The 22,271-nt window shown below is 39.1% G+C and carries 26 protein-coding genes; 15 read left to right on the top strand and 11 right to left on the bottom strand.

Annotated features, from left to right (window positions below; genetic code table 11):
• Nucleotides 1–135 precede the first annotated feature (135 nt).
• Nucleotides 136–996 (bottom strand): GLPGLI family protein, encoded by an 861-nt coding sequence (locus ACED20_RS13130; protein WP_294198980.1) that lies wholly within the window; start codon nt 994–996, stop codon nt 136–138.
• Nucleotides 997–1,190: 194 nt separating this feature from the next.
• Between ACED20_RS13130 and ACED20_RS13125 the strand changes: the two genes are divergently transcribed.
• The 6 genes from ACED20_RS13125 to ACED20_RS13100 all read left to right on the top strand — a co-directional run bounded on the left by ACED20_RS13125 (nt 1,191) and on the right by ACED20_RS13100 (nt 6,109).
• Complete coding sequence (locus ACED20_RS13125) at nt 1,191–1,628, top strand: DUF6526 family protein (protein WP_294241053.1); 438 nt, start codon at nt 1,191–1,193, stop codon at nt 1,626–1,628.
• 30 nt (nt 1,629–1,658) lie between these two features.
• Entirely contained in the window at nt 1,659–1,826 is a 168-nt protein-coding gene (locus ACED20_RS13120; RefSeq protein WP_378105044.1) for a phosphatidate cytidylyltransferase, read from the top strand.
• A 9-nt stretch (nt 1,827–1,835) separates the two neighbouring features.
• Complete coding sequence (locus ACED20_RS13115) at nt 1,836–2,939, top strand: DNA topoisomerase IB (RefSeq protein ID WP_294224680.1); 1,104 nt, start codon at nt 1,836–1,838, stop codon at nt 2,937–2,939.
• Between the two features lie 635 nt (nt 2,940–3,574).
• Nucleotides 3,575–5,200, top strand: a complete 1,626-nt coding sequence (pruA, locus tag ACED20_RS13110) for an L-glutamate gamma-semialdehyde dehydrogenase (protein ID WP_294241051.1) — start codon at nt 3,575–3,577, stop codon at nt 5,198–5,200.
• Between the two features lie 247 nt (nt 5,201–5,447).
• On the top strand, nt 5,448–5,651 hold the full coding sequence (locus ACED20_RS13105; protein ID WP_294224942.1) for a cytochrome C551: 204 nt from the start codon (nt 5,448–5,450) through the stop codon (nt 5,649–5,651).
• A 254-nt stretch (nt 5,652–5,905) separates the two neighbouring features.
• Nucleotides 5,906–6,109, top strand: coding sequence for a hypothetical protein (locus tag ACED20_RS13100; RefSeq protein ID WP_294199520.1), 204 nt, complete (start codon nt 5,906–5,908; stop codon nt 6,107–6,109).
• Between the two features lie 94 nt (nt 6,110–6,203).
• On the opposite strand, the gene ACED20_RS13095 is transcribed toward ACED20_RS13100, so the two are convergent.
• Nucleotides 6,204–7,094: a hypothetical protein gene (locus ACED20_RS13095; RefSeq protein WP_294224944.1), complete on the bottom strand. Its 891-nt coding sequence runs from the start codon at nt 7,092–7,094 to the stop codon at nt 6,204–6,206.
• A 258-nt stretch (nt 7,095–7,352) separates the two neighbouring features.
• Nucleotides 7,353–8,255 carry an AraC family transcriptional regulator gene (locus tag ACED20_RS13090; RefSeq protein WP_294333298.1) on the bottom strand — a complete coding sequence of 301 codons (903 nt, stop codon included), beginning with the start codon at nt 8,253–8,255 and terminating at the stop codon, nt 7,353–7,355.
• A gap of 268 nt (nt 8,256–8,523) precedes the next feature.
• Between ACED20_RS13090 and ACED20_RS13085 the strand changes: the two genes are divergently transcribed.
• The gene (locus ACED20_RS13085; RefSeq protein WP_378105037.1) at nt 8,524–9,693 is read left to right on the top strand and encodes a thioredoxin family protein; all 1,170 of its coding nucleotides are present in this window, start codon (nt 8,524–8,526) and stop codon (nt 9,691–9,693) included.
• A 117-nt stretch (nt 9,694–9,810) separates the two neighbouring features.
• Here the strand turns inward: ACED20_RS13085 and ACED20_RS13080 are convergent, their stop codons facing one another.
• From ACED20_RS13080 to ACED20_RS13065, 4 genes are all read right to left on the bottom strand, one after another.
• Nucleotides 9,811–10,098 carry a hypothetical protein gene (locus tag ACED20_RS13080; RefSeq protein WP_294315505.1) on the bottom strand — a complete coding sequence of 96 codons (288 nt, stop codon included), beginning with the start codon at nt 10,096–10,098 and terminating at the stop codon, nt 9,811–9,813.
• Between the two features lie 26 nt (nt 10,099–10,124).
• The gene (locus ACED20_RS13075) at nt 10,125–10,889 is read right to left on the bottom strand and encodes a GLPGLI family protein (RefSeq protein WP_378105033.1); all 765 of its coding nucleotides are present in this window, start codon (nt 10,887–10,889) and stop codon (nt 10,125–10,127) included.
• 114 nt (nt 10,890–11,003) lie between these two features.
• Nucleotides 11,004–11,786: a GLPGLI family protein gene (locus tag ACED20_RS13070; RefSeq protein WP_294241042.1), complete on the bottom strand. Its 783-nt coding sequence runs from the start codon at nt 11,784–11,786 to the stop codon at nt 11,004–11,006.
• A gap of 17 nt (nt 11,787–11,803) precedes the next feature.
• Nucleotides 11,804–12,052 (bottom strand): hypothetical protein, encoded by a 249-nt coding sequence (locus tag ACED20_RS13065; RefSeq protein ID WP_378105030.1) that lies wholly within the window; start codon nt 12,050–12,052, stop codon nt 11,804–11,806.
• A gap of 175 nt (nt 12,053–12,227) precedes the next feature.
• Here ACED20_RS13065 and ACED20_RS13060 point away from each other — a divergent pair, with 175 nt between their 5' ends.
• Nucleotides 12,228–12,614, top strand: coding sequence for a helix-turn-helix domain-containing protein (locus tag ACED20_RS13060; protein WP_294241040.1), 387 nt, complete (start codon nt 12,228–12,230; stop codon nt 12,612–12,614).
• 69 nt (nt 12,615–12,683) lie between these two features.
• Here ACED20_RS13060 and ACED20_RS13055 read toward each other — a convergent pair whose 3' ends face one another.
• On the bottom strand, nt 12,684–13,706 hold the full coding sequence (locus ACED20_RS13055; RefSeq protein ID WP_294241038.1) for a 3-oxoacyl-ACP synthase III family protein: 1,023 nt from the start codon (nt 13,704–13,706) through the stop codon (nt 12,684–12,686).
• A 73-nt stretch (nt 13,707–13,779) separates the two neighbouring features.
• On the opposite strand from ACED20_RS13055, the gene ACED20_RS13050 reads away from it, so the two are divergent.
• The 7 genes from ACED20_RS13050 (at nt 13,780) to ACED20_RS13020 (ending at nt 19,005) form a co-directional block, all read left to right on the top strand.
• Nucleotides 13,780–14,679, top strand: coding sequence for a CorA family divalent cation transporter (locus ACED20_RS13050; RefSeq protein ID WP_294225697.1), 900 nt, complete (start codon nt 13,780–13,782; stop codon nt 14,677–14,679).
• Between the two features lie 127 nt (nt 14,680–14,806).
• Entirely contained in the window at nt 14,807–16,393 is a 1,587-nt protein-coding gene (locus ACED20_RS13045; protein WP_294241036.1) for a patatin-like phospholipase family protein, read from the top strand.
• A gap of 166 nt (nt 16,394–16,559) precedes the next feature.
• Nucleotides 16,560–17,252, top strand: a complete 693-nt coding sequence (locus tag ACED20_RS13040; RefSeq protein ID WP_378105023.1) for a hypothetical protein — start codon at nt 16,560–16,562, stop codon at nt 17,250–17,252.
• 12 nt (nt 17,253–17,264) lie between these two features.
• Nucleotides 17,265–17,606: a hypothetical protein gene (locus ACED20_RS13035; protein ID WP_294203401.1), complete on the top strand. Its 342-nt coding sequence runs from the start codon at nt 17,265–17,267 to the stop codon at nt 17,604–17,606.
• Nucleotides 17,607–17,752: 146 nt separating this feature from the next.
• Entirely contained in the window at nt 17,753–18,253 is a 501-nt protein-coding gene (locus tag ACED20_RS13030; RefSeq protein ID WP_294203400.1) for a DUF2199 domain-containing protein, read from the top strand.
• 10 nt (nt 18,254–18,263) lie between these two features.
• A complete protein-coding gene (locus ACED20_RS13025; RefSeq protein WP_294241031.1) occupies nt 18,264–18,599 on the top strand; it encodes a hypothetical protein in 336 nt (111 codons plus the stop codon).
• A 31-nt stretch (nt 18,600–18,630) separates the two neighbouring features.
• Complete coding sequence (locus tag ACED20_RS13020) at nt 18,631–19,005, top strand: glyoxalase (RefSeq protein ID WP_294241030.1); 375 nt, start codon at nt 18,631–18,633, stop codon at nt 19,003–19,005.
• A gap of 166 nt (nt 19,006–19,171) precedes the next feature.
• Here ACED20_RS13020 and ACED20_RS13015 read toward each other — a convergent pair whose 3' ends face one another.
• The 3 genes from ACED20_RS13015 to ACED20_RS13005 all read right to left on the bottom strand — a co-directional run bounded on the left by ACED20_RS13015 (nt 19,172) and on the right by ACED20_RS13005 (nt 22,234).
• On the bottom strand, nt 19,172–19,723 hold the full coding sequence (locus ACED20_RS13015) for a DNA-3-methyladenine glycosylase I (protein WP_378105019.1): 552 nt from the start codon (nt 19,721–19,723) through the stop codon (nt 19,172–19,174).
• A 242-nt stretch (nt 19,724–19,965) separates the two neighbouring features.
• Entirely contained in the window at nt 19,966–21,540 is a 1,575-nt protein-coding gene (locus tag ACED20_RS13010) for a DHA2 family efflux MFS transporter permease subunit (RefSeq protein WP_294203393.1), read from the bottom strand.
• Nucleotides 21,541–22,084: 544 nt separating this feature from the next.
• The gene (locus ACED20_RS13005; RefSeq protein WP_294241025.1) at nt 22,085–22,234 is read right to left on the bottom strand and encodes a hypothetical protein; all 150 of its coding nucleotides are present in this window, start codon (nt 22,232–22,234) and stop codon (nt 22,085–22,087) included.
• Between the last annotated feature and the right edge of the window lie 37 nt (nt 22,235–22,271).

Genomic DNA, 22,271 nt, shown 5'->3' with positions numbered 1-22,271 from the left:
CGTTCAGATAAACATCATCTTGCCGTATCGTTTTTTCTAAGTAAAATCTAGATAAAACAAGCCGGATATATGGTGTTTAAAAATAATTACAGATCTGATCAGAAATGTTTTTAATTTTTGTCCGTAATTAATAGTTTATTCTTTAAAATATTCATGTTCAGTAAGCTCTATGGAATTATTATTTTCTCTAAAACTTTCTTGTATCTTCTTGGTTCTCATTTTCTCATATTCCATATCTGAATATGAACTCCCGTCAGGCATAGTTGAAGTGAAACTGGTAATATTATACCTTTGCTTAAGTTCCCTCATCCTGCTCATCGGATCTTTCATGTAATCTTCAACGGCTTTTTTATACCGGCTTTCTGTTACGGGTATGTATGTAGACAAATTAAGTTTAATATTTCTGAACTTTTCAATTCCTTTCAATTCCCAGATGTGCTGTTTTTTGGTGTCTTCGATCTTTACGATCAATCCCGGAAGTCCCCAAAATTTATAAGGCCCTTCGGAAACAGGAATCTCATTGGTAAACCATGCATTATATTTTCTGCCTTTATATTCTAAGGTTGCCAGCTGGCATTTCCTGCCTTGTATAAGGGCAGTTTCTGTTCCGATCTGCCAATTCAAGGTAATATGCTGCATGATTTTAAACCGGTCTGTGCCCACAGGAAGATAAGATATTACTTCATTAGATCGCCAGTTTTTCCGGATTATGCCACGAATTTTTCCCTGGGGAAAGATGTTTGTTGATACTGCCCTATCTGAGGAAATCGCGTCTGGTTCTATTTTCTGTGCAATCGCAGAATCTCTTCTTACTTTTGCCAGGCTGAAATAAGTAGATCCGTTCTTATCGATAAACAGACCCATCAGTTCGGTCTCTGTTTTTTCTAAATTTAACGAATCAGGCTTGAATGTGTACGCGTAAGTAAAATTGTATTTTTGACTAAAACAAAATGCGGAAACTAAAAAACCAAGTATGAATATTCCTTTTCTGATCATTTGGGAAAGACATTTAAATTAAGACGTTAATATACTCAAATATAACCACGTACAGGTGAATTAAATTTCAGATTTTATAACAAAATTATACCTTACGTTATATTTAAGCCTTAAAATCACTATTTCTTCAGTCCAAAATGCTGTTCGGATCAGAAATTGAAAGTTTTTGGAAAGGTTATTGCTTATACCAGAATATGGAAAGCCAGAATTATAAAAATCACCGGAAATTTTATCCGCCACATCATTTTATTTATCTTCCTCTATTGATGATCCTGGAAATTTTCGGGATTTATAAAATTTTTAATGATGAATCGCATGAGCTGATCTGGATTTTATTTTCCGTTGTTGTTTTTCTGATTTTTTATCTGGCAATCATGATGAGACAGCATTATGCACTTGGTCTGCAGGACCGGATGGTAAGGCTGGAATTTAAGCAGCGGTATTTCGAGATTTTCCAGCTGAGGTCTGATGAAGTGGAAAGCAAATTGACATTTGACCAGATCGCAGCATTGAGATTTACCTATGACGATGAATTCAAAGAACTGCTTTATAAAGCGCTTCATGAAAATATTTCCGGAGATGAAATTAAGAGATCCATTAAAAAATGGAAGGCTGACCATCGTCGTATTTAAATAAATAATAAACATCAAAAATAAATTATTATGAAAAACTTGAGCTTATACAGCATGACAGTATTTTGTCTGCTGATGTTAACAAGCTGCGAAGCAGTAGAAACAATCTTTAAAGCAGGTATGTGGTGGGGCATTATTGTAGTTGTCGGCGTAATAGCCATTATTTTGTGGCTGTTCTCAAGGGGTAAGAACTCTTAACCAAGTCTTATGGAAAATTCAGACCTAGACCTCATTTCACATCTGAAGCCTTCAAAGATTGTAAAAATTATGAAAGATCCGGTGGCCTCTGCAAAGGCGGTACATCTTATATATACCTCCGATGCAGAAACAGCCGGAATTACCCGGAAGAAAACGGGTAAAAAATATTCCTATTACAAGGACGGCGAAAAAATCAAGGATAAAGAAGAAATTACCAGGATTAACAAACTGGTGATACCCCCTGCTTGGGAAAATGTCTGGATTTGTGCTTTGGATAACGGCCATCTTCAGGCTACGGGTTTTGATCTGAAACAAAGAAAACAGTACCGTTACCATCCGCTTTGGAGCGCACTGAGAAACCACACCAAATTTTACAGGATGCTTCAGTTCGGATATGCCTTGCCTGATATAAGGCTTCAGGTGGAAAAAGATCTGGCACTCCGGAATTTCGAAAAAAGAAAAATCCTCGCACTGATCGTCAGTTTAATGCAAAAAACGAATATCCGGATCGGAAACAACGCTTATGAAAAACTCTACGGGTCTTTCGGATTGACAACCTTAAAAGGTAAACACGTTAAAGTACAGGGTCAGAAAATTATGTTTCATTTCAAAGGCAAAAAAGGGGTGATGCATGACATCGACCTAAAAAGCCGGCGTCTTTCCAAGCTGATCCAGAAATGCAAAGATATTCCGGGGAGAGAACTTTTCCAGTATATTGATGATGAAGGAAATCGCCATACCGTAGATTCGGGAATGGTAAATGATTATATCAAAGAAATCAGCGGTGAAGATTTTACGGCAAAAGATTTCAGAACCTGGTCTGGAACGGTAAGTGCCCTGATTGCTTTTAAAGAAATCGGTTACGCGGAAACCCATACGGAATATAAGAAAAAAGTAAAAGAGGCCCTGGAAATGGTGGCTTCCCATTTGGGAAATACCAGCACGGTCTGCCGTAAATACTACGTCCATCCTTTGGTGATCAACCTTTACGAAAACAACACCATCAAAAAATACCTCGACGAACTCGAACAAATCGAACAAAATGACGGGAAAGCCGGTCTCACTCACGAGGAAAAGCTGGTGCTGAAGATTCTGGAAAACGAAAAGATTTAGAAGGTCAATAGCGAACTGTCAATCGCTTTGCTGGTGAATTTTTTTAAGAAAAAATAAAATTTAATAATGTTTTACTAAAACAGAATTTAAGTGAAGACTGCCATAAATTGATCATTCACTATTGATCATTCATTATAAAAGCACCCCGTCATTTACCAATTGACAAGTGTACCAAATTAACTATTCACATTATCCCCTGCTGTCATTTGCTGAGTGTAAAGTTTACGCTGGGCCTATCTGAGTGTCCTTGCAGAGGAAAAATAGGCGATTTTTTTTCTGCAAAAAACTTTATGAGCGTCGGAAGTGTTTGACTCATAAAAACTGATTGGCGATTTCGCTATTCACTATTCTCCTGCGCATTAAAATTCGCCGTTCAAAAACCACCCCGTCAAAAATTATTTCATAATTTTCGCCACCCCTCCGGAGGAGTGGAATTGCGTTGAAAGCTTTGATTACGGTCTTTTTATTCCAATTTAATAACTGGTTTTATATTCAATAACAATAAATTGATAAGTGGAGCGGATTGACTATTCACCATTGACTATTGACGATCCACCATTCGTCGCGCTCTTTGCCGGAGACCTCAAATAAATGTTGTAAATTTGTATCATAGCAAATAAAAACAGACAACTAATATGGCAAAAGCAATTTCGCAAGTACCTTTTGCGGTAAACGAGCCGGTAAATTCTTATGCTCCGGGAACTCCGGAAGTAAAAAGCCTGATCGCCCAATACAGGAAAATGTGGGCTGAGAAAGTGGAAATCCCCATGATCATCAATGGTGAAGAAGTAACGACAGGAGACAAAGTTCAGCTTCAGTCGCCTCAGGATCATGCCCATGACTTCGGGTTTTATCACAGAGGAACGATGCAGCACGTGGATGACGCCATCAACGCAGCCCTTGCAGCCAAAAAAGAATGGAACGAACTGGGCTGGGAACACCGTGCAGCGATTTTCTTAAAAGCAGCCGACCTTTTGGCCGGACCGTACAGAGATGTGATCAACGCGGCCACCATGATCGGACAGTCTAAAAATGTTCATCAGGCTGAAATCGATGCGGCATGTGAATTCATCGATTTCTTAAGATTCAATGTAGAGTTTATGACGGAAATGTATTCCGAGCAGCCGGTGTCCGATGCAGGAATCTGGAACCGTGTGGAATACAGACCGCTGGAAGGGTTCTGCTTTGCGGTAACCCCATTCAACTTTACGGCGATTTCCGGTAATTTACCGACCTGTATGGCCATGCTTGGAAACGTCGTGGTTTGGAAACCTTCCGATAAGCAGATCTATTCTGCAAAAGTAATCATGGACGTTCTTACAGAGGCAGGTCTTCCGAAAGGGGTCATCAACATGATCTTTACCGACGGAAAAGAAACCGCTGAAAAAGTATTGGCCCACCGTGATTTTGCCGGGCTTCACTTTACAGGTTCTACCAAAGTATTCCAGGGCATGTGGAAAATGATCGGTGATCAAATTCACAATTACAGAACTTATCCTAGAATCGTTGGGGAAACCGGAGGAAAAGACTTTGTGATTGCCCATCCTTCGGCTAATGTGGAAGCAGTAGCCACGGCGTTGGTGAGAGGAGCCTTCGAATATCAGGGACAGAAATGTTCTGCAGCTTCCAGAGCTTATATTCCGCAGTCTCTTTGGGCCGGCGTAAAAAAAGTAATGGAAACACAGATTTCTTCTATTAAAGTAGGTTCTCCTGAAGATCCGTCTAACTTTGTAAACGCAGTAATTGATAAAAACTCTTTCGAGAAGTGCAAAGGATATATCGACAGAGCCCATGCATCGGAAGAGGCAAACGTAGTAATCGGCGGAAAAACCGATGATTCCAAAGGATGGTTTGTACACCCTACCGTTATCGAAACCACAAATCCTCAGTACGAAAGTATGGTTGAGGAAATCTTCGGCCCGATTTTATCGGTTTACGTGTATGAAGATGCACAATGGGAAGAAACCCTTAAACTGGTAGATTCTTCATCTCCTTATTCATTGACGGGGTCTGTTTTCGCACAGGACCGTTATGCCATCAATGAAGCTTTCAAAGCATTGGAAAATGCATCCGGAAACTTTTATATCAACGACAAACCGACAGGAGCCGTAGTTGGTCAGCAGCCTTTCGGAGGCGGAAGAGCTTCAGGAACGAATGATAAGGCGGGTTCTAAAATGAACCTGTTGAGATGGACGTCCGTAAGATCAGTCAAAGAAACATTTGTTTCGCCTAAAGATTATAAATATCCGTATCTCGGATAATAAATGATGAATGACATCAATGAATGATATAAGGCCCTGGAATTTCGGTTCCAGGGCTTTTATTTTGGTTACATATTTTTTATAAATTTAGGTAAATCCCGAAGGAATAGCCGAAGGAACAGATCAAACAATCTGAAGTTTTTCAATAATTTTCCATTTAATTTATTGATAATTAATGCTAACCTTCATTTTCGGAACGGTTATTGAACTGATGGAGGCACAAGACACACAACCAAAACAAAATATTATGAAAAAATTAGTGTTAATAGCAGCTGTCGGAATGTTTGCGATCAGTTGCGGGACAAAGGAATCTTCGATGTCCACAAGCAATTCGGATTCTGTCAAGGTAGATAATACAGCTACAATGGCACCGGCTGCCACCGACACCATGACTACCGGTAATCCGGACAGCATTAAAATGAAAATGGATACTGCCGCTACTGCGAGATAGTATTAAATTTACCCCCCAATCCTCAGATGAAAATCCGGGGATTTTTTTGTTTTACATCATTTCTCCTCTACTCTTTATAATCTACATTTTCTGAAATTTATTAAAGGTACTTTTTACTTTTTACTTTTTACTTTTTACTTTTTACTTTTTACTTTTTACTTTTTACTTTTTACTTTTTACTTTTTACTTTTTACTTTTTACTTTTTACTTTTTATCATTATATTTGATATACACTAAACATTAAAGAATTTACTATGAAAAAATTATGGATAGGCAGTATTTTAGGCTTATTATTTTTAGGCAGCTGTGCCGATAAAAAAGAGAACAGGGAAGAATTTAAGGAAGAACACAACAAGGAATATATGAGAAACAGCCTGGGCGATTCGGCCAGTGCCCACTCTGAATCTTCCGCTTCGGACAGTACGGCAATGAAACGGGATACCGTAACAACAAAATAGAACAAAACCGCAGAACATCTGCGGTTTTGCATTTGCAAACCTTACTAACCGGCCAATCGCTTCCGGCTGTATATATAAAATTTTACAATTCTTCTTATTCTCCCAGATAGATAAACGTATTTACCACCATATAGGCCGACCTGTTATCCATCGATTTTCCGGCTCCTCCGGTAGGGACCGTTGCCGTTCCGGTTACCGTATGGATATGTGATCCCGCGGCTGCAGTATTTACCAGCATACCGATACCGCCCCAGGCTGTTGCATTGGGATCGGGCTGATAGCCGCCGGCCCCGTTATTCACTGTTGTTCCTCCCAATAGAAATCCACCGTCCGGTGATCCGTGCGTGTGGGATCCTGCAGTTTGCGCAATTCCGCTTATGGTTCCTAAGAAGTTCATATCGGGCAGGTTGAGCTGAGAAATCCATAAGTAGTTGTCTCCCCCTGTACTTCCGGGGATTTCTCCGTTTACGCCCGTTTTCAGTACACGGTCTCTGGCATCGGGAATATTTGCCGTAAATCCTAAAAGCTGCGCGGTGGATTTTGCACCGTCCGGAAGAGTTGCAATCGATCTTCCGTCTAAAACGTACCATCCTGCATGATCGGTATTCAATACGGAGTTTTTAATATCTCCGGCAGAAACCGTCAGGAAATTACGGCTGTCCCCCTGCATCATTTTCATCCATACAATCCCATCAAAGATATACATCCCGACAGATGTCATGTTGACGGTTTTGGCACTGGCTGCAGTTACCGGGGCGGTTATATACACCATCACTCCTGCGTGTTGTGCAGAATACCGGCTGTCTGCCATTTTAATCTGATCTCCCGTAAGTCTCGGCGGCAAAATACCTTCCGCAGAAGAGCCATCGCTCTTTCCGGCAGTGACATCCAAACTCGTTAAAGGTGTTACTGTATTGATACCAACCTGCGAAAAAGCAAAATTGGAAAAGGCGACAGCCAAAACGACTGTACAAGTTGTTCTCATCCGTTTTAATTTTTTACTGTTCATGTTCATAATTGATGTAAAATAGGGGTTATACATTTTACAATATGAAGCCAGCAGTTTTTTAGTTATCGTGTTTAGGTGAGGCTCTACGCTGCATCTATTCCGTTGATTGGCAGAGTCAGAACGATGGTCTGATCCGTAAAACCGCGGCAAATATAGGCGCCTTGTCTTTTACGGGAAAGCAAACGGATGTCAGTTTTCATGAAAACAGAAAGCTTTTCCGCTTAACGGATACTGTCATAAGCTCATTTCTTCCACAAAAAAACCATCGATTTCCGGCTGATTCCCGGCATCCAGCAGTTTTATGTAGGCCGAAGGCGAATAATCGGTCATTGTTTTAAAAACAGAGGCAAACTTGCTGTGGGAAGAGAAACCGCATTCATCAGCCAGTATACTGATCTTGTATTGGCGGTACTTTTCGTCTCCGGAAAGCCTCTTAACGATATACTGTATTCTTAGACGGTTGATGTATGTTTTGAAATCAGCACTTTTATAGCGGTTGATCACAAATGAAAGATATTTTGTATTGGTATTGAGTTCTCCTGCGAGAAAAGGCAAAGACATATTTTTGCTGTTGTACAAAGTGCCGTTTTCAAAAATATCCAGCAGCTCCAGCAGTTTGGTCTCGGTTTCGGGAGTCATTAAAGATTCGGTTTTCGGCCTGTTAGGCTGCTTCTCATCTCCAAAAGTTTCTTCTATGGAAATATTGGGAAAACAATACTCTTCTTCAGCAGCAGGATTAGGATCACTTTCAGACGACTGCCGACGGCTCCGGATGATCTGCCGGAGTCTGGAACGCTGCTTTTTACGGATTTTCCTGAATCTGAAAAAAGACATGATGAGTATTCCGCTTAATATGATAATGGCAGCATCCTTTGCGAGACTCAGCCCGCCGCTTTTCTTTTTTAAAACGGGATCTGGCTGTGCTTCTGAAGATCTGGCAGTAAGAACTCCCGATACTTCCGGAAGATCCGCTGGAACGCTTAGGAAATCATTTGTTGTTAAGGCTTCCGAAAAATATCCGTAAAAAACGGTATGTATGGTCTTGGGAGATAGGTTTTGAAATCCGTTTTTTGCCTGGACCAGCGGCGGTATCGAAATAATAATGAAAAACAAAAGTTGCTGAAAACTTTTAGACATAAATTACAAATTATCATGGTTATTATAATAATTCATCACATTCGGATTGTGTCTTTTAGTTTTCACAAAATTAAGAATAATTTATATTTTAATAAAATTTAATATATCCAATTAATTCTATAAGATAATTTAAACATTTACCGGCAGTCAATAAGATTAATTTAACCTAAGGTATGGAAAATAATCAAAGTATCTCTGTAACTATTTTTATATTATGAAGACTGATTTGTCGACATATTTATTACATTTGCAACCAATAAAAAGTATTATGAAAAAAATAGCAATATTCTCAGCCCTGTTTATCGGAGCTTTCGCTTTTGCACAGGGAATAAAATTTGAGGAATCCAACTTCGCTACGGTTCTTGCCAAAGCCAAAAAAGAAAACAAACTGGTTTTTATCGATGCTTACACCACCTGGTGCGGACCTTGTAAGCTGATGGCTAAAAATGTATTTCCACAGAAAACTGTAGGGGATTATTATAACGCCAATTTCGTAAATGCCAAAATCGATATGGAGAAAGGCGAAGGAATCGAGATTGCCAAAAAATACAATGTAAAAGCTTTTCCTACTTATCTTTTCGTAGACGGAAACGGGGAATTGGTACACAGAACATTAGGATATGTGGAGGAAAACGACTTCATCCAGTTTGCCAAAGATGCCGGAGATCCAAGCAAAAGGCTAACCGCTCTAAAGCAGAAATTTGAAAACGGAGAAAAAGACCCTGAATTCCTGAAAAATCTGGCAGGCCTTACCATGTACAGCGATCCTGAATTTTCAGGGAAAGTAATGGAGCGTTATTTCAACAGCAAAACAGAGCTGGACAGAAACGATATCCAGATGCTTTTATCGGTAATACAAACTTCGGACAGCCCGATGTATAAAGTATTCCAGTCCAAAAAGGCAGAGATTTCCAACATGATTACTCCTGAAAAATATGAGGCCATCGATAAAAGTATAAAGATCAGCAGTCTCTTCAAAAAATCGTACAATGCCGATACCAAATCCTGGAACGACAGTTATTTCCTGACGGAAGCCCAGAAGTTCATGTCTAAGGAAGAAGCTGAAAAAACGCTGAAAAAGGCGCAGGCCGGCAGAGCACTACGAAATAAAGATATTGCAACATACGAAAAGCTGACGCTTGAACTGAATAAAGATACCTCTGCTATGAGTTCTGAAGAGCTGAATTCTTTAGCATGGAATTTCTTCGAGAACGTAACCAATAAAGCGTCTCTGGAAAAAGCCGTGGCCTGGGCACAGGAATCGGTGAAGAAAAATGAAAACTACGCCAATACCGATACTTTGGCCAACCTTTACAACAAAGTAGGCGATAAGAAAAACGCTAAGCTTTGGGCAGAAAAGTCTATTGCACTGGCAAAAAAATCAGGTGAAGATTCAGCGGATACTGAGAAGCTGTTGAAGAGTTTAACTATACAATAATAAAGTAGAAGCCGTCTCATTTTGAGGCGGCTTTTTTCAGTAATAGAATACTTAAGCATAATATATTTTATCAGCAATAAAATATAGTTTAGCTGTAATTCTAAATTTAGAAGTTTCTTAAAAACCGGTATTAACGCCCGATGCGCCAGCACCACAGTTTTCATCAACTGTAACATTTACTGCCCAAGCTAAATCTTGATTAAAGGCTTGTGTACCTTCAGTAGTTGTTGTATAATAATATGCAGTAATTGTTTGACCGTTACATGGTAATGTAAAAGTCACAGTATAAACACCTCTGAAAAATGCTGTGTTTGCACTTTCTTTTAATTCAGCAGATTCTACATTTTGCTTAGCAAATGATAAAGCAGAAAAAGCTAATGCTCCAATAACAAAAATTTTTTTCATAGAATTCATTTTTAAAAGTTTATATATTAATCTAAAAAAACATTTAGTTTTTTAACTTCTTCCAGACCTCTTTTCTCAATCTCTTTGTTTACAATATTGTTAAATGGATACTTCAACCATTTATCTCTCGCTTTTAAAAAATCTTTTTTATCTTGTAGATCGATGGTGGATACCCTCTCCATTTTTTCAATCTCTTTTTCAGATTTTTTAATACTTGCAACAGAAAATTCGATCGTTTTACTTTTATTGTAGACCTCCAAGATTAATCCGGGTAATCCCTTAAATCTGAAAGGACCCTCCGAAAAAGGAATTTCTGCCGTATACCATGCATAAAAAATATCATGTTCGGTCTTTACTTTTGCCAACTGACATTTCATACCCTGAATCTCTTTTATTTCATCCATTAACTGCCAGTTTAGTGAAGGTTCCCTAAAAGTATAAAAATACATTCCTAATGGAATCGTAGCGATAACAGTATCTCCATCTTTCCATACATTATGTCTGACTTTAGGAATACTCGGCCTACTGGTATTAACATCAATTTTTTTCGGATCAATTTTCTGTGCATAATCTTTTAAATACTCATAGTAGCTTGCCATTGCAGGACTAAAATAAATCGATTTGTATTTATTGCATCTAAGAATCATATTAGATTCTGTAAAATTTGCCCTGTTTAATGAGTCCGGAATTATTTTAAAATAGTAAACGACCTCAAGACTTGCCTGATCCTTTTGTGCTGAATAAAAAAGGTAACTGAAAACCGATATTAAAAAGATAATTTTACGAACCATAAGTTTAATTGTTATACAATATTATATATTTTTCATTAACTTTTTAGAACATAATTCTTTCATAAAAAAATCCGCAGAACGCTCTGCGGATTTTTTTTAGACCTTTAATAAGCATTAGCTTTCTAAGGGAATTTCTTTTTTAAACGCTTCAATCATTTGATCTCTCTTATCCTTTGGAAAATTCTTTCTTTCGGGGTATGGATTACTTTTGAATTCATCCCTCTTTTTTAAATACTGCTCTCTGGTTACAGGAATACCTTTAGAAAAAGGTTTTATTTCAACCTGCTTTTTCTCAATGCCTATTGCATTGAAAGAATGATAATTTTTTTCATCACTGACCTGAAGGATCAGACCTGTGAGACCTTTAAATCGATAAGGCCCTTCAGAAATAGGAATTTGTTTGGTATACCAAGCCGTAAACAGTCTGTTATTAAAAACTGTTGTCGCTTTGTTACATTTATAACCAAGAATTGTTTTTGTTTCACTATAATCCGTTTTCCATTTTAGATAGGTACTTTCAAATGTATATACGTCACGTGAAATATTACCGGTGTAAAAGATACTTGATCCATTTCTGAGAATGGAATAAGATATCTTGTATTTCGGTAGATCAGCAGCACGAATCTCTACATTTGCCGAAGTCTGTGCATCAATAGCGGCTTGCTCAAAAACTTTTCTTGCAGCAAGATATTGTTGGCTGTAAAATATAGATGAATTAGGGTTAAAATCTAAAACCATAATTTCTCTCGATCGGTGACTTAAATCAACATCTGTTGTGTCACGGGTAAAAGAATATTCGAACTGCACCTCAATATCAGAAAAAGACTTTTCTTCTTTTTGCTGAGCAAATGAAAATAAGCAGGAAAAAATCAGTAGTATTAAAAAATAGTTACGCATTCTTAAAGTTTAATAATCTATGGATTATAACCATATTGAGGATTTTCAAAGGGACTTGCACATTCTTCTTCCATTTGCTGCAAGTCTGTCATCCAACAGTCTTGCTGATCATTAGGTCCCACTTCTACAAACTGGGTATAACCACAAGATGATGTAAATTTTATCGGATTATAAAAAAATTTTGATTCAGCTTTCTCTCCTTTTGAAATATTAGCATTCATCATTCCGGCAACTCCAAAGGCTGCCAATAAAAAAATTCTTTTCATGTGTTTTGAATTTTGAAATTAATAATAATTTTTTACAACAAAAGTATTTCGCGAAACTTTTTCCAAAGATGAAAAACGGTTCCCTAGCTAACAATTCCAAAAGGAATAAAAGGCTATTCCTTTTGGAATAAAAATATTATGGTAAAAACATTATCTTTACATTTCAATTTCCATCATGATGAACAATAGTATCGGTTTTAAAATAAAAAAATTAAGGGAGCAGAAAGAAATATCACAGGAAGACCTGGCTTTTCAGCTGGATGTATCCCAGAGCTATCTCAGCAAAATTGAAAATGGAGCCATTGAAAAACTGGATTTTATTTTTATGCAGAAGATTGCCGATTTTTTTAAAGTGGAACCTCAGTATTTTTTAGAAGGAGATACAATTGTTAACAATAACGTTGAAAAAAGCACTAATTCTTCTGTAGGAAATATTGGTGATACAACAATCAACAATACGACTGACCAGAATTTATTAGAAAATGTCATTAATAACCAACACCAGATTAACCAACTGATGGAAATGCAGAATAAGCTGATCGAAAAGCTCTTGAAAGATTAAATCCTGTATATACCTAAAAAAATCCGCTGCCTTTTCAGACAGCGGATTTCTATTTCAAAAAGTTTTTTATTAATATTCAAACAAAACACTTCCCCATGTAAAGCCGCTTCCAAAGGCGGAAAGCAATACAAGGTCTCCTCTTTTGATTTTGCCCAGCTCAATGGCTTCGCTTAATGCGATGGGAATCGAGGCAGCGGTCGTATTTCCGTACTTCTGGATGTTGTTGAAGATTTTGTCATCCGGCAGACCGAATTTCTGCTGTACAAACTGCGCAATCCGTAAGTTCGCCTGGTGTGGAATGAACATATCCACATCTTCGATCGTTTTTCCGGCTTTATCCAGGGCCTCCTTCATCGTTTCCGGGAATCGTGTTACCGCATGCTTGAAAACAAAGTTTCCGTTCATGATCGGGTACACTTCTTTATTCGTTACATTCTCCGGTTCTTTTCTCATACGGTCGCTCCAGCCATACTTGGAACCCGGAAACTGGGTACACAATTCGTCGGCATATTTCCCTTCGGAATGCATATTCACCGCCAGTACATCTCCTGCATCGTCATTGATCGTAGCAGAGAGGACGATGGCACCTGCGCCGTCCCCGAAAATAACGGAAACTCCCCTGCCTTCATCGGAAAAATCCAGTCCGAAAGAATGAACTTCGGCACCTACGACCAGAATATTTTTATACGTTCCGGATTTGATGAATGCATTGGCAACGCTCATCGCATAGACAAACCCAGAACACTGGTTTCTTACATCCAGGGCGCCGATCGTATCGCAGCCCAGCATGTCCTGAAGCAAAACACCACAGCCCGGAAAATAGTAATCCGGTGAAAGGGTGGCGAAAACAATATAATCAATATCTTTTGAAGTCAGGCCGGCATTGGCTATGGCTTTTTCGGAGGCTTTAAAACCCAGGTAGGCAGTGGTTTCCTGTGCATCGTTGCGGTTTTCCCGGTGTCTTCTTTCTTTGATGCCGGTTCTTTCCGTAATCCATTCGTCATTGGTGGTCATTAATTTTGCTAAATCATCATTCGTAACAACGTGATCCGGAACATGGAATCCGATCCCCTTTATGGTACTTTTAATCATATAGTTTTTTTAATTTTGGTAAAGATAAACTTATTTGACACATAGTTTTTCAAAATATTAGTATTTTTACGATATGGCAATTGTTACCCTTTACCGCGATTCCCAGTGCGAATGGATAGATGTGGAGGCTCCTACCGCGGAAGACCTGAAGTTTTTACATGAACGATATGAGATCAACAATCTTCTTTTGGAGGATACGCTGGATCCGAATCACCTGCCGAAATATGAGGAGGACGGCGACGTGAAATTTTTCCTGCTGCGGGAAAGTACTGAACTGGAACGGAAAAACCTAAACACCATCAGCGACATCAGCACCAAAATCGGGATTTTTATTCTGGGAAGAATGATCATTACCATTCACCGGATGAAAACCAAGAGCCTGTCGGAAACCCAAAAGCAGCTTTCCTGCCAGAAAACGGAAACCACCGCCAAAAATATTGCCCTTAAGATTGCCCTTCTGATCATGAAAAGTTTTGATGACGAATCGGTAAGCCTTCTGGAAACCATGGACAATATTGAAAATGAGATTTTCCTGAAAAACACCAACCACACCAACCAGATCAAAAGATTATACAAGCTGAAAAGAAAATCGGGGCTCAATTCCAGGGTACTGACGGTTTCTTCGGATGCCATTGATAAATTTAAACTGCTGGGCCTTCAGGATTCTGAAGTTTATGATTTAAAAGACAAGCATAAAGATGTCGTGGCCGATTTCGACCATCTGAATATCCAGGTAACCAACCTTATCGGGATGTTCCTGGCCCTCTCGGATCAGAAGGCCAACCAGGTGATGAAAGTTTTAGCCGTGTATTCCGTCTATTTTTTACCGATTACGTTTATCGCCGGGGTATACGGGATGAACTTCGACAATATGCCTGAACTCCACCACAAAAACGGGTATTTTTTTACCCTTGGATTAATGGCTGTCGTTGTGATCTGTACGTTTATTTATGCACGAAGGAAGCAATGGTAAGGGTTCTTGATAGTCTGCAATGTACTGAAATCAACTGCAAAGATTGAAAAAATTGTCGTCGGGATGTCTTTATCAGGTCAGAATTAAATTATCTTCGTCAAACAAAATAACTTAAGCACCAATCACCATGAAACCTGAAGCCCTGCAAAAAGTCCTAGAAGACCCTACCCTTTCAAAAGAATCCAAAGAAAAGCTGGCTGCATTGCACGATCTTATTTCAGCCAAAGAATTTTCGGACCTCCTGGATGAAGAAGGAAACCAGTATGTGGAATTCGTGCAGGAAGGCGGCGGGGTCTGGGGAAGCGCATTAGTAGGATATCTGTACGCCCTGGAAATTTTTGGGATCCGATTTCTTAAAGTAGCAGGAACCAGCGCGGGAGCCATCAATACGATGCTGATAGCGGCGTGTAAAACAAAAGAGGAAGCGAAAAGCGAAACCATCAGGGATATTTTGTTCGACTGGAACTTTGCTGATTTTATGGATGGAAAGCCGTACATCAGGACGACCATCCATTCGATGCTGAACAATAAAAATTTCATCCGGAACAACATCATTCTACTAATGGTCATTATGCTGATCCTGGTGATTATGCCGTTTGCCATTTCTTCGGAAACGATTTTGCGCGCCAAACTGCTGTTTCTGGTTCCCATCATCCCGATCATTATTGCCATGGCCTGCCTGCTGAAGCTGTATAACGATCTGAAGAAAGCCAATTCCGGGCTGAATCCCGGAAACGTTTTCCTGAAACAGATGGAATCGGTGCTGGACGGATTTGGTATCAAAACCGTTTTCGAGCTGAACGAAAAATTCGTAAAGAAAGGCAAAGACCTCAACCTCAATTACCGCTATGGAAACGAAATGCAATATTATGAGATGGCACTGGAAAGCATTGAGGAAATTTATACCAATAACAAAGAACACATCGACGAGATCCGCTACCGGATTTTTTATGAAGGTACGGTGAATAATGATTACTATAAAAAAGACCCTTTTTACCTCCTGCAGTCGGAATATGTCGTGATTACCACAGACATCAACGCAAAGATTAAAGTCGAACTGCCGACCATGGCCAATCTGTACTGGTCTGAAGAAGAGCTCAAACACATCAGTCCGGCCGAATTTGTTCGTGCGTCAATGTCTGTTCCGTTCTTTTTCGAACCTTTCCAGAAACAGATCAACCGGAATGACGATTCGGTAAAATATGCCTGGAAATTCTGGATGAATACGAAACCGGAAGATATTAATCCGGCCGGGATTTTTATTGACGGCGGCAGCATTTCCAACTTCCCGATCGACCTCTTCCACTCTGCCGATATCTTTTACCCGAGAACGCCGCTTTTCGGGGTACAGCTCACCAGCGATTCCGACCTCCTTTCAGAAAAAGGAAAAACCAGCGCCGAGATTTTAAAATCACCTTTTTCTTTTGCCGGCAACATCATCAGTACCTTAAAAGGTTTTAACGACAAAACCTTCCTCACCAAGCATACGTTTTACCACCTCTTCAGCATCCAGACCGTGAACTGCGGCACCAGCAGCTGGCTGAATTTCTTTATGAAAAGAAACGAAAAGGAAGAACTCTTCAACCGCGGTTTTTCTGCCGCCCTCGATTTCCTCCATCAATTCGACTGGCAGAAATACAAGTGCGAACGGATGATGCTCTCCATGAAAGAGAAAAAGATCCTGAAGGAAGAGGATACGAAAACGGTGGGGTAATAATTCTACAACATCCTGAAATTAAACTATTTTTAATAAATAAAAAAAATATCTAGGGAATGGAATTTTTTTTCGGATATTTCATTTTTTTAAATATATTTGTTCCATTAAAACCAAATGCGCATTAAGTTTAACAATTAAGTAATTAATATTAAACTAATTGAAAATGAAAAAATTATTCTTAACAAAATTCTATTTGTTACTTATTACAGTCTTTTTATTTGTAACTGCCTGCGATCAGCAAAATGAACTGGAAAATCCGGACGTACCGATTGGTAATGCAAAAAACAACCATTATTCTGCCAGGACCATAAACCTGACGAAGGAACAACTAATTGATGAATTGGCAAAGGACAAAGAATTTATTGATCTTGGTAATAGCTTTGTTAATTTTATTGGTAATATACCTAATAAACAAAACTTTTTAAAAAATTATGATGAAGAAGATTTTAAAAAGGGTGGAGAAAATTATTTTTTAAATTTAACGGGCTATAAAAATGAAGACATAGATCTCTCATTAGCAATCATGAATGATCTGCTGTATAATGTATACGATAAATATCCACAGCTAAAGTACGACGGCAGTAATGAAATGTTCATCAATGAAGTTATTGAAGCAGCCTGCAATAAGATCGATGATCTGGAGTCAGCTAAAACCAATCCTTGCCAGGCATGTATTAAAAAATGGAAACTACGAATGATTACAGCTACTATTTTAGGTGGTATAGTTGGTGGAGCTTCCGGAGCATTTGGCGGAGGAGGTTGGGGCGCGGTATTTGGTGCCTGGGGCGGTGCTGTGATTGGCTTTGCAGGAACCGGTTGGGGATTACAGGATTGTCTGGAAGCAGCAGGATGTTAATTGTATAAAATTATGGGAACAAATAAATATAAATCAATTGTTGGAATCGCTGCTCCATTATTAGGCGTTATTTATTTTGGTTATACCTGGCTGAGCGATTCGTATAACGATCATCCGAATTATGATTACAGACAGAATACCATCGGACAGTTTGCATTTTTTGCATTTTTTGTACTCCTGATCTTTAATACATTAAAAGTTATTCATAAAGAATCTTTTTTTGTTTATCTGTTGATTATCTTTCTCTTTATATTAACAGTTTACCTTCTGATTACTAAACTATTTTTATATCCGTTTTTTATTGTTATCGGAATATCATTCATTCTGTTTTATTCGCGAAAATGGTTTTCATAATTGACATTTCGAATACCTGAGTAAAATTAACAGAGGCTGTTCTCACAAATTGTGGCAATGGCCTCTTTAATGTTGCAGTATATGACATTTAATATGTATATTTCAAAATACAAACAAATTCTCAGTTCTAAAATCATCAAAAGACAATGATAAAATACACCTGCCCATGCTGTGGTGAAGAAAAAGAAGACTGGCCGGCAATAGCCTATTCTGCGCCCTATCCTTATTTCGGTTTATCTGAAGATGAAATAAAGAATTCCGAATTAACATCCGATCTTTGCATTATCCGGTATCCGGATGAAACCTGTTATTTTATCCGGGCTGTTCTGGTGCAGGAAGTGCATAACGACTGCCGGGATCTTGAGTATGGGATATGGGTTTCTTTAAGCAAAAAAAGTTTTGAGAATTACGTGGAACATTATGACGACAAAGAATTTGAAGACGGATGTTTCGGATGGCTGGCAAGCTACTTTCCGGAATATGATTTCAGCAATTCTATTCCCACCAATGTTTTTATCGATAATAAAATAGGAAGACCATTTATCTATCCTCATGAAAGCCATGATCATCCTTTTGTAAGAGACTTTTACAAGGGAATTCCGAAAGAAGAGGCAGAAAGGAGAATTAATTCTATTTTAAACAAATAATGATTAGCTTATGGATCAGGAAATCGTAAAATACATCATTCGTTATTTCAGCCATCTTATGACGGAGGATGAAATAGCAGCCTTGAAATATCAGATGTATATGTACAAATCTTCTGACAATGAAAAGCAACGGAAAATCATGACAGAAAAAGGCTGGATCCGTCAGACACCTGAAACGGATAACCTGCTCCAGAACGGATATGAGGAATTTGAAATCAATGTGGCTAAACGTATTGTAGCACAAACACCGGAAAAGATCTTTTTCAACAATTGCCCGGACTGCGGAAAGCTGGCAAGAACTCCGTCTGCAAAACAATGCAGATACTGTGGGTTCAGCTGGCATTAAAAACAAACTTTAAATATAAAACTTTCCATTAATGATAAATAAAACCGATCTCAGAGAAAAACTTGATCTCCCGATATTCGACTCCACCAGCAAAACAGAATTATTTCAAAACCGGACGCTCCGCCCTGTTTTAAAGTTACAGAATGACATCTCCCTGATGCTGTTCAAAGATTATGCACTTCGTAAAACTTCAGATTTTGAGACGCTGAAAAAGGAAAAGAAAATACTTTTTATCGATCAGAGCCTGCAAAAGGATAATGCCCTCCGCAATACCTTTATCGGAATGACCATCGGTATGCTGACTCAGGAAGAAATGGAGATCTATCTTTCCGATATCAAATCATTTAATAAAAGGATTATTTCGATGCTTACGGAGAGGATTAAAAGTCAATTGGAATTCATTTAATTTGAGCCAAACCATCAGATAAGGTATTGATGATTCACTTAAAGATTCTTAGTTATGAAGGTAACTGGGAAAAACCTCCAGCACCCAGCTTCCCTCTTCCAGCCTATCAACCTGATTCTACTTCAGTCTTACTTTCCATTCCTTTTAATTTATAAGTTTATCTCTATCAGCCTTCCAGCCATTTCGGATTCTGTTCCAGCACTTTCTGATACACCGGACAGCTTTCCGAATGGCAGCCCTTCAGATAGCCCGTGCTCATCAGGAATTCGTTGACGATTTCCCCGCCGGTGAATTTGAAGGTTTTCTTAAAAAGTTTCATCCATTCCGGCAGGGTTTTCGGATGGTGATGATCCAGCCAATTTTCGAATGAACCGCATTCCTGCTGCAATTCCAAGATCGCTTTTGCATTTTCGATGGCGGCGTTCACTTTTAACTTATTTCTGATAATTCCCGGATCAGCAAGCAGGCGCTCGCGGTCGGCCTCAGTATAGGCTGCTACTTTTTTTATCTCAAAATTATCATATGCCTTTCTGAAGCCTTCCTCTTTTTTAAGGATAGTTTCCCAGCTTAGCCCTGCCTGATTGATTTCCATGACCAGTCTTCCGAACAGCTCGTTATCGTCATGGATCGGAAAACCATAATGGTTGTCGTGGTAATTCTGATGAAGAGCCCTTCTGATTTCGGGCTGCATGGTTTCAATAACAGTGCAATAGCTCATAGTGGTTTTTTTATAATGCAAAGATAAGACAGATGATGACAAGGGTATGGCAGGAGGAAATTTTAATATGATAATTTTGACTGGTTATTTAAGAATAATGGAACTTAACATAAGGTCCAATTAAGTGCGGGAAGCGGGAAGAAGAAAGCTGGATGCTGGAAGTTAATGCTGTAATTAATTGATTCAAATGTAAAAAAACAGAAAACCTCCGGATGGAGGTTTTCTGTTTTTTGAATATTTAATTAGTGTACACCACTCAGATCTATCTTTTCCTTGCTTTTCCTTTCTTTCACGAAAAGGATAAACGGAATACAGATCAGAAAGATCACGCCCAGATAGAGGAAGACATCCATATACGAAAGCACGGTTGCCTGTTTCGTTACGGAAAGGTCGAGCATCTTATAGGCTGCATTCATCGCGGCATCCGGTGTCATTCCTTTTGCAATAAAACTTCCTTTCAGTGCCTGCAACCTTTGCTGCACAGCAAAATCCGTTTCATCAAGGTGGGAAATCAGGTTAAGTCGGTATTTCTGGCTGGCATTGGCAATGAACGTGGTAATCGCCGCAATCCCGAAAGAACCTCCAAGCTGTCTCATCATCCCGGTAAAAGCAGCTCCCTGACCGATTTCCTGGCCTTTCAATGTACTTAAAGAAAGAGAAGTAATCGGGATAAACAGGAGCCCGAGACCGGCACCTCTTACGATGAGCATCCAGAAAAAGGCATCTTTACCGGTGTCAGGCGTTAATATTTTATACCCCCAGAAACTGTAGATAAAGAATATAAATAATCCCAGGGAAACAAGGAGCTGTTGTTTGGCACCTTTGGACAAAAGTTTTCCGATGATCGGCATCATGAAAGCGGTCGTTAATGCCGCGGGAATCATCAGGGCACCCGACTGAAGCGCCGTCCAACCAAGGATACTCTGGGTATACAGAGGAACAATGAATGTTGAGCCGTACAACCCGAATCCTAAGACGAATGACATAATGGTTCCGATCCTCAGGTTACTGTTCTTCAAAACCCTCAGTTCGACAATCGGATACTTGAAGGTAAGTTCTCTCCATAAAAACAGGATGAATCCCAGAACAGCCGATACCGTGAAAGTTACGATCCATCCGCTGGCAAACCAGTCTTCTTCATGTCCTCTTTCGAGAATAAACTGCAACGATCCCACGGTTACAGCCAATAAAGCGATTCCCAGCCAATCGACATCTGAAACTTTACGCTTTTCGGCGTATTTCGGGCTTCTTACAAACTGAAGCGTCATTAAAGTCGCTGCTATTCCGATGGGAATATTAATGTAAAAGATATACGGCCAGCTGAAGTTATCTACAATATACCCTCCCAACGGCGGACCTAATGTCGGCCCGATAATTACCCCAAGGCCATAGATGGCCTGTGCCATACTTCTTTTTTCTATCGGATAGGATTCCGTGATAATGGTCTGTGATGTAACCAGGAGCGCTCCTCCACCGATACCTTGCATCAGGCGGAAAAATACCAGTTCCCATATGTTTGTGGCGTTTCCGCAGAGAAATGAGAATACGGTAAATATAATGATGGATGCCGCAAAGTAGTTCCTTCGGCCAAACTGCTGGGAAAGCCAGCTCGTCATGGGTACGATGATCACGTTACCGATCGCATACGCCGTAATCACCCAGCCCACTTCCGAAAGCGTAGCTCCCAGGTTTCCCTTCATTTCGTTAAGGGCAACGTTTACAATTGTGGAGTCCACAATTTCAAGAAGAGCACAAAGAATGGCTGTAATCGTGATGATTACCCTTCTGGCTCCATATTCTACTAACGAATCCTGCATAGTTTTTTTTCGGTATTAAAAAATCAAGAGATCATGAGATCCGGAATTGTGATTGGAACAAACTGTAACGAACTAACTTTATTCCTTTCTATTAACTGCAAATATGATAAAAGATAATTGTCTTAAAACATTCCTTTGAATAATCAAAGATTTTTAATTATTTGAAAACTTTAGTGTTTAAATTGATTAAATAAAAACATCTAAATCTTTTAGGGTTTTATGGGCTCTTTAAATCAGATTTGAAGTTAGGGCTGAGATTAATCGGCGTCATTTTCAGCTAAAGCCGGTGAATTTTGTTTTTCATAAGCGGGCTAAAGCCTATTTTACACATTTTCTTCTTTACTTCAAAATAACAGTCATTAAGATCCGGATCTCCCGATCTCTTCTATTTTAATTATATTTTATAAAAAGTGAATTGTCAGCGGTCTTTCTTCATATCGCCATAACAGCTTCATTTTTCCGCCACATTTTGACTGGGTCCTTTTGCAAAATCTTCTTCATTAACGTCCTTGCTCCATTTCTCCTGCATTGCTGATTTTCATCTTCAAACGTTACCTCCTACATCTGTGGTTCCTGCTTCTCTATCTCCCTCCTTGGTCGTATGGAACCTGCCTCTAAAACGTTTCTTCTTCATGATCAGCTTCTTCATCATTTTCACCTCATCAGTTTGTTCATATCCGGGTGCTCCCTTCATCGCCAGTCTGCTTCTTCATCATCATTTATCATTAAGA

This window comes from Chryseobacterium sp. sg2396 (assembly GCF_042610505.1).
Taxonomy (GTDB): domain Bacteria; phylum Bacteroidota; class Bacteroidia; order Flavobacteriales; family Weeksellaceae; genus Chryseobacterium.
Note: the sequence above shows the minus strand (reverse complement) of the source record. Positions and strands in the feature narration are given on the sequence as shown.

What these genes read in the sequence shown, in the direction of transcription:
- ACED20_RS13055 (WP_294241038.1), bottom strand. Translation starts at nt 13,706, where the DNA reads ATGATTAAAAGTACCATAAAGGGGATCGGATTCCATGTTCCGGATCAC.
- ACED20_RS13060 (WP_294241040.1), top strand. Translation starts at nt 12,228, where the DNA reads ATGATGAACAATAGTATCGGTTTTAAAATAAAAAAATTAAGGGAGCAG.
- ACED20_RS13045 (WP_294241036.1), top strand. Translation starts at nt 14,807, where the DNA reads ATGAAACCTGAAGCCCTGCAAAAAGTCCTAGAAGACCCTACCCTTTCA.
- ACED20_RS13075 (WP_378105033.1), bottom strand. Translation starts at nt 10,889, where the DNA reads ATGGTTCGTAAAATTATCTTTTTAATATCGGTTTTCAGTTACCTTTTT.
- ACED20_RS13085 (WP_378105037.1), top strand. Translation starts at nt 8,524, where the DNA reads ATGAAAAAAATAGCAATATTCTCAGCCCTGTTTATCGGAGCTTTCGCT.
- ACED20_RS13095 (WP_294224944.1), bottom strand. Translation starts at nt 7,094, where the DNA reads ATGAGAACAACTTGTACAGTCGTTTTGGCTGTCGCCTTTTCCAATTTT.
- ACED20_RS13035 (WP_294203401.1), top strand. Translation starts at nt 17,265, where the DNA reads ATGGGAACAAATAAATATAAATCAATTGTTGGAATCGCTGCTCCATTA.
- pruA (WP_294241051.1), top strand. Translation starts at nt 3,575, where the DNA reads ATGGCAAAAGCAATTTCGCAAGTACCTTTTGCGGTAAACGAGCCGGTA.
- ACED20_RS13010 (WP_294203393.1), bottom strand. Translation starts at nt 21,540, where the DNA reads ATGCAGGATTCGTTAGTAGAATATGGAGCCAGAAGGGTAATCATCACG.
- ACED20_RS13020 (WP_294241030.1), top strand. Translation starts at nt 18,631, where the DNA reads ATGATAAATAAAACCGATCTCAGAGAAAAACTTGATCTCCCGATATTC.
- ACED20_RS13080 (WP_294315505.1), bottom strand. Translation starts at nt 10,098, where the DNA reads ATGAAAAAAATTTTTGTTATTGGAGCATTAGCTTTTTCTGCTTTATCA.
- ACED20_RS13015 (WP_378105019.1), bottom strand. Translation starts at nt 19,723, where the DNA reads ATGAGCTATTGCACTGTTATTGAAACCATGCAGCCCGAAATCAGAAGG.
- ACED20_RS13050 (WP_294225697.1), top strand. Translation starts at nt 13,780, where the DNA reads ATGGCAATTGTTACCCTTTACCGCGATTCCCAGTGCGAATGGATAGAT.
- ACED20_RS13115 (WP_294224680.1), top strand. Translation starts at nt 1,836, where the DNA reads ATGGAAAATTCAGACCTAGACCTCATTTCACATCTGAAGCCTTCAAAG.
- ACED20_RS13125 (WP_294241053.1), top strand. Translation starts at nt 1,191, where the DNA reads ATGGAAAGCCAGAATTATAAAAATCACCGGAAATTTTATCCGCCACAT.
- ACED20_RS13025 (WP_294241031.1), top strand. Translation starts at nt 18,264, where the DNA reads ATGGATCAGGAAATCGTAAAATACATCATTCGTTATTTCAGCCATCTT.
- ACED20_RS13005 (WP_294241025.1), bottom strand. Translation starts at nt 22,234, where the DNA reads ATGAAGGGAGCACCCGGATATGAACAAACTGATGAGGTGAAAATGATG.
- ACED20_RS13065 (WP_378105030.1), bottom strand. Translation starts at nt 12,052, where the DNA reads ATGAAAAGAATTTTTTTATTGGCAGCCTTTGGAGTTGCCGGAATGATG.
- ACED20_RS13030 (WP_294203400.1), top strand. Translation starts at nt 17,753, where the DNA reads ATGATAAAATACACCTGCCCATGCTGTGGTGAAGAAAAAGAAGACTGG.
- ACED20_RS13105 (WP_294224942.1), top strand. Translation starts at nt 5,448, where the DNA reads ATGAAAAAATTAGTGTTAATAGCAGCTGTCGGAATGTTTGCGATCAGT.
- ACED20_RS13040 (WP_378105023.1), top strand. Translation starts at nt 16,560, where the DNA reads ATGAAAAAATTATTCTTAACAAAATTCTATTTGTTACTTATTACAGTC.
- ACED20_RS13100 (WP_294199520.1), top strand. Translation starts at nt 5,906, where the DNA reads ATGAAAAAATTATGGATAGGCAGTATTTTAGGCTTATTATTTTTAGGC.
- ACED20_RS13070 (WP_294241042.1), bottom strand. Translation starts at nt 11,786, where the DNA reads ATGCGTAACTATTTTTTAATACTACTGATTTTTTCCTGCTTATTTTCA.
- ACED20_RS13120 (WP_378105044.1), top strand. Translation starts at nt 1,659, where the DNA reads ATGAAAAACTTGAGCTTATACAGCATGACAGTATTTTGTCTGCTGATG.
- ACED20_RS13090 (WP_294333298.1), bottom strand. Translation starts at nt 8,255, where the DNA reads ATGTCTAAAAGTTTTCAGCAACTTTTGTTTTTCATTATTATTTCGATA.
- ACED20_RS13130 (WP_294198980.1), bottom strand. Translation starts at nt 996, where the DNA reads ATGATCAGAAAAGGAATATTCATACTTGGTTTTTTAGTTTCCGCATTT.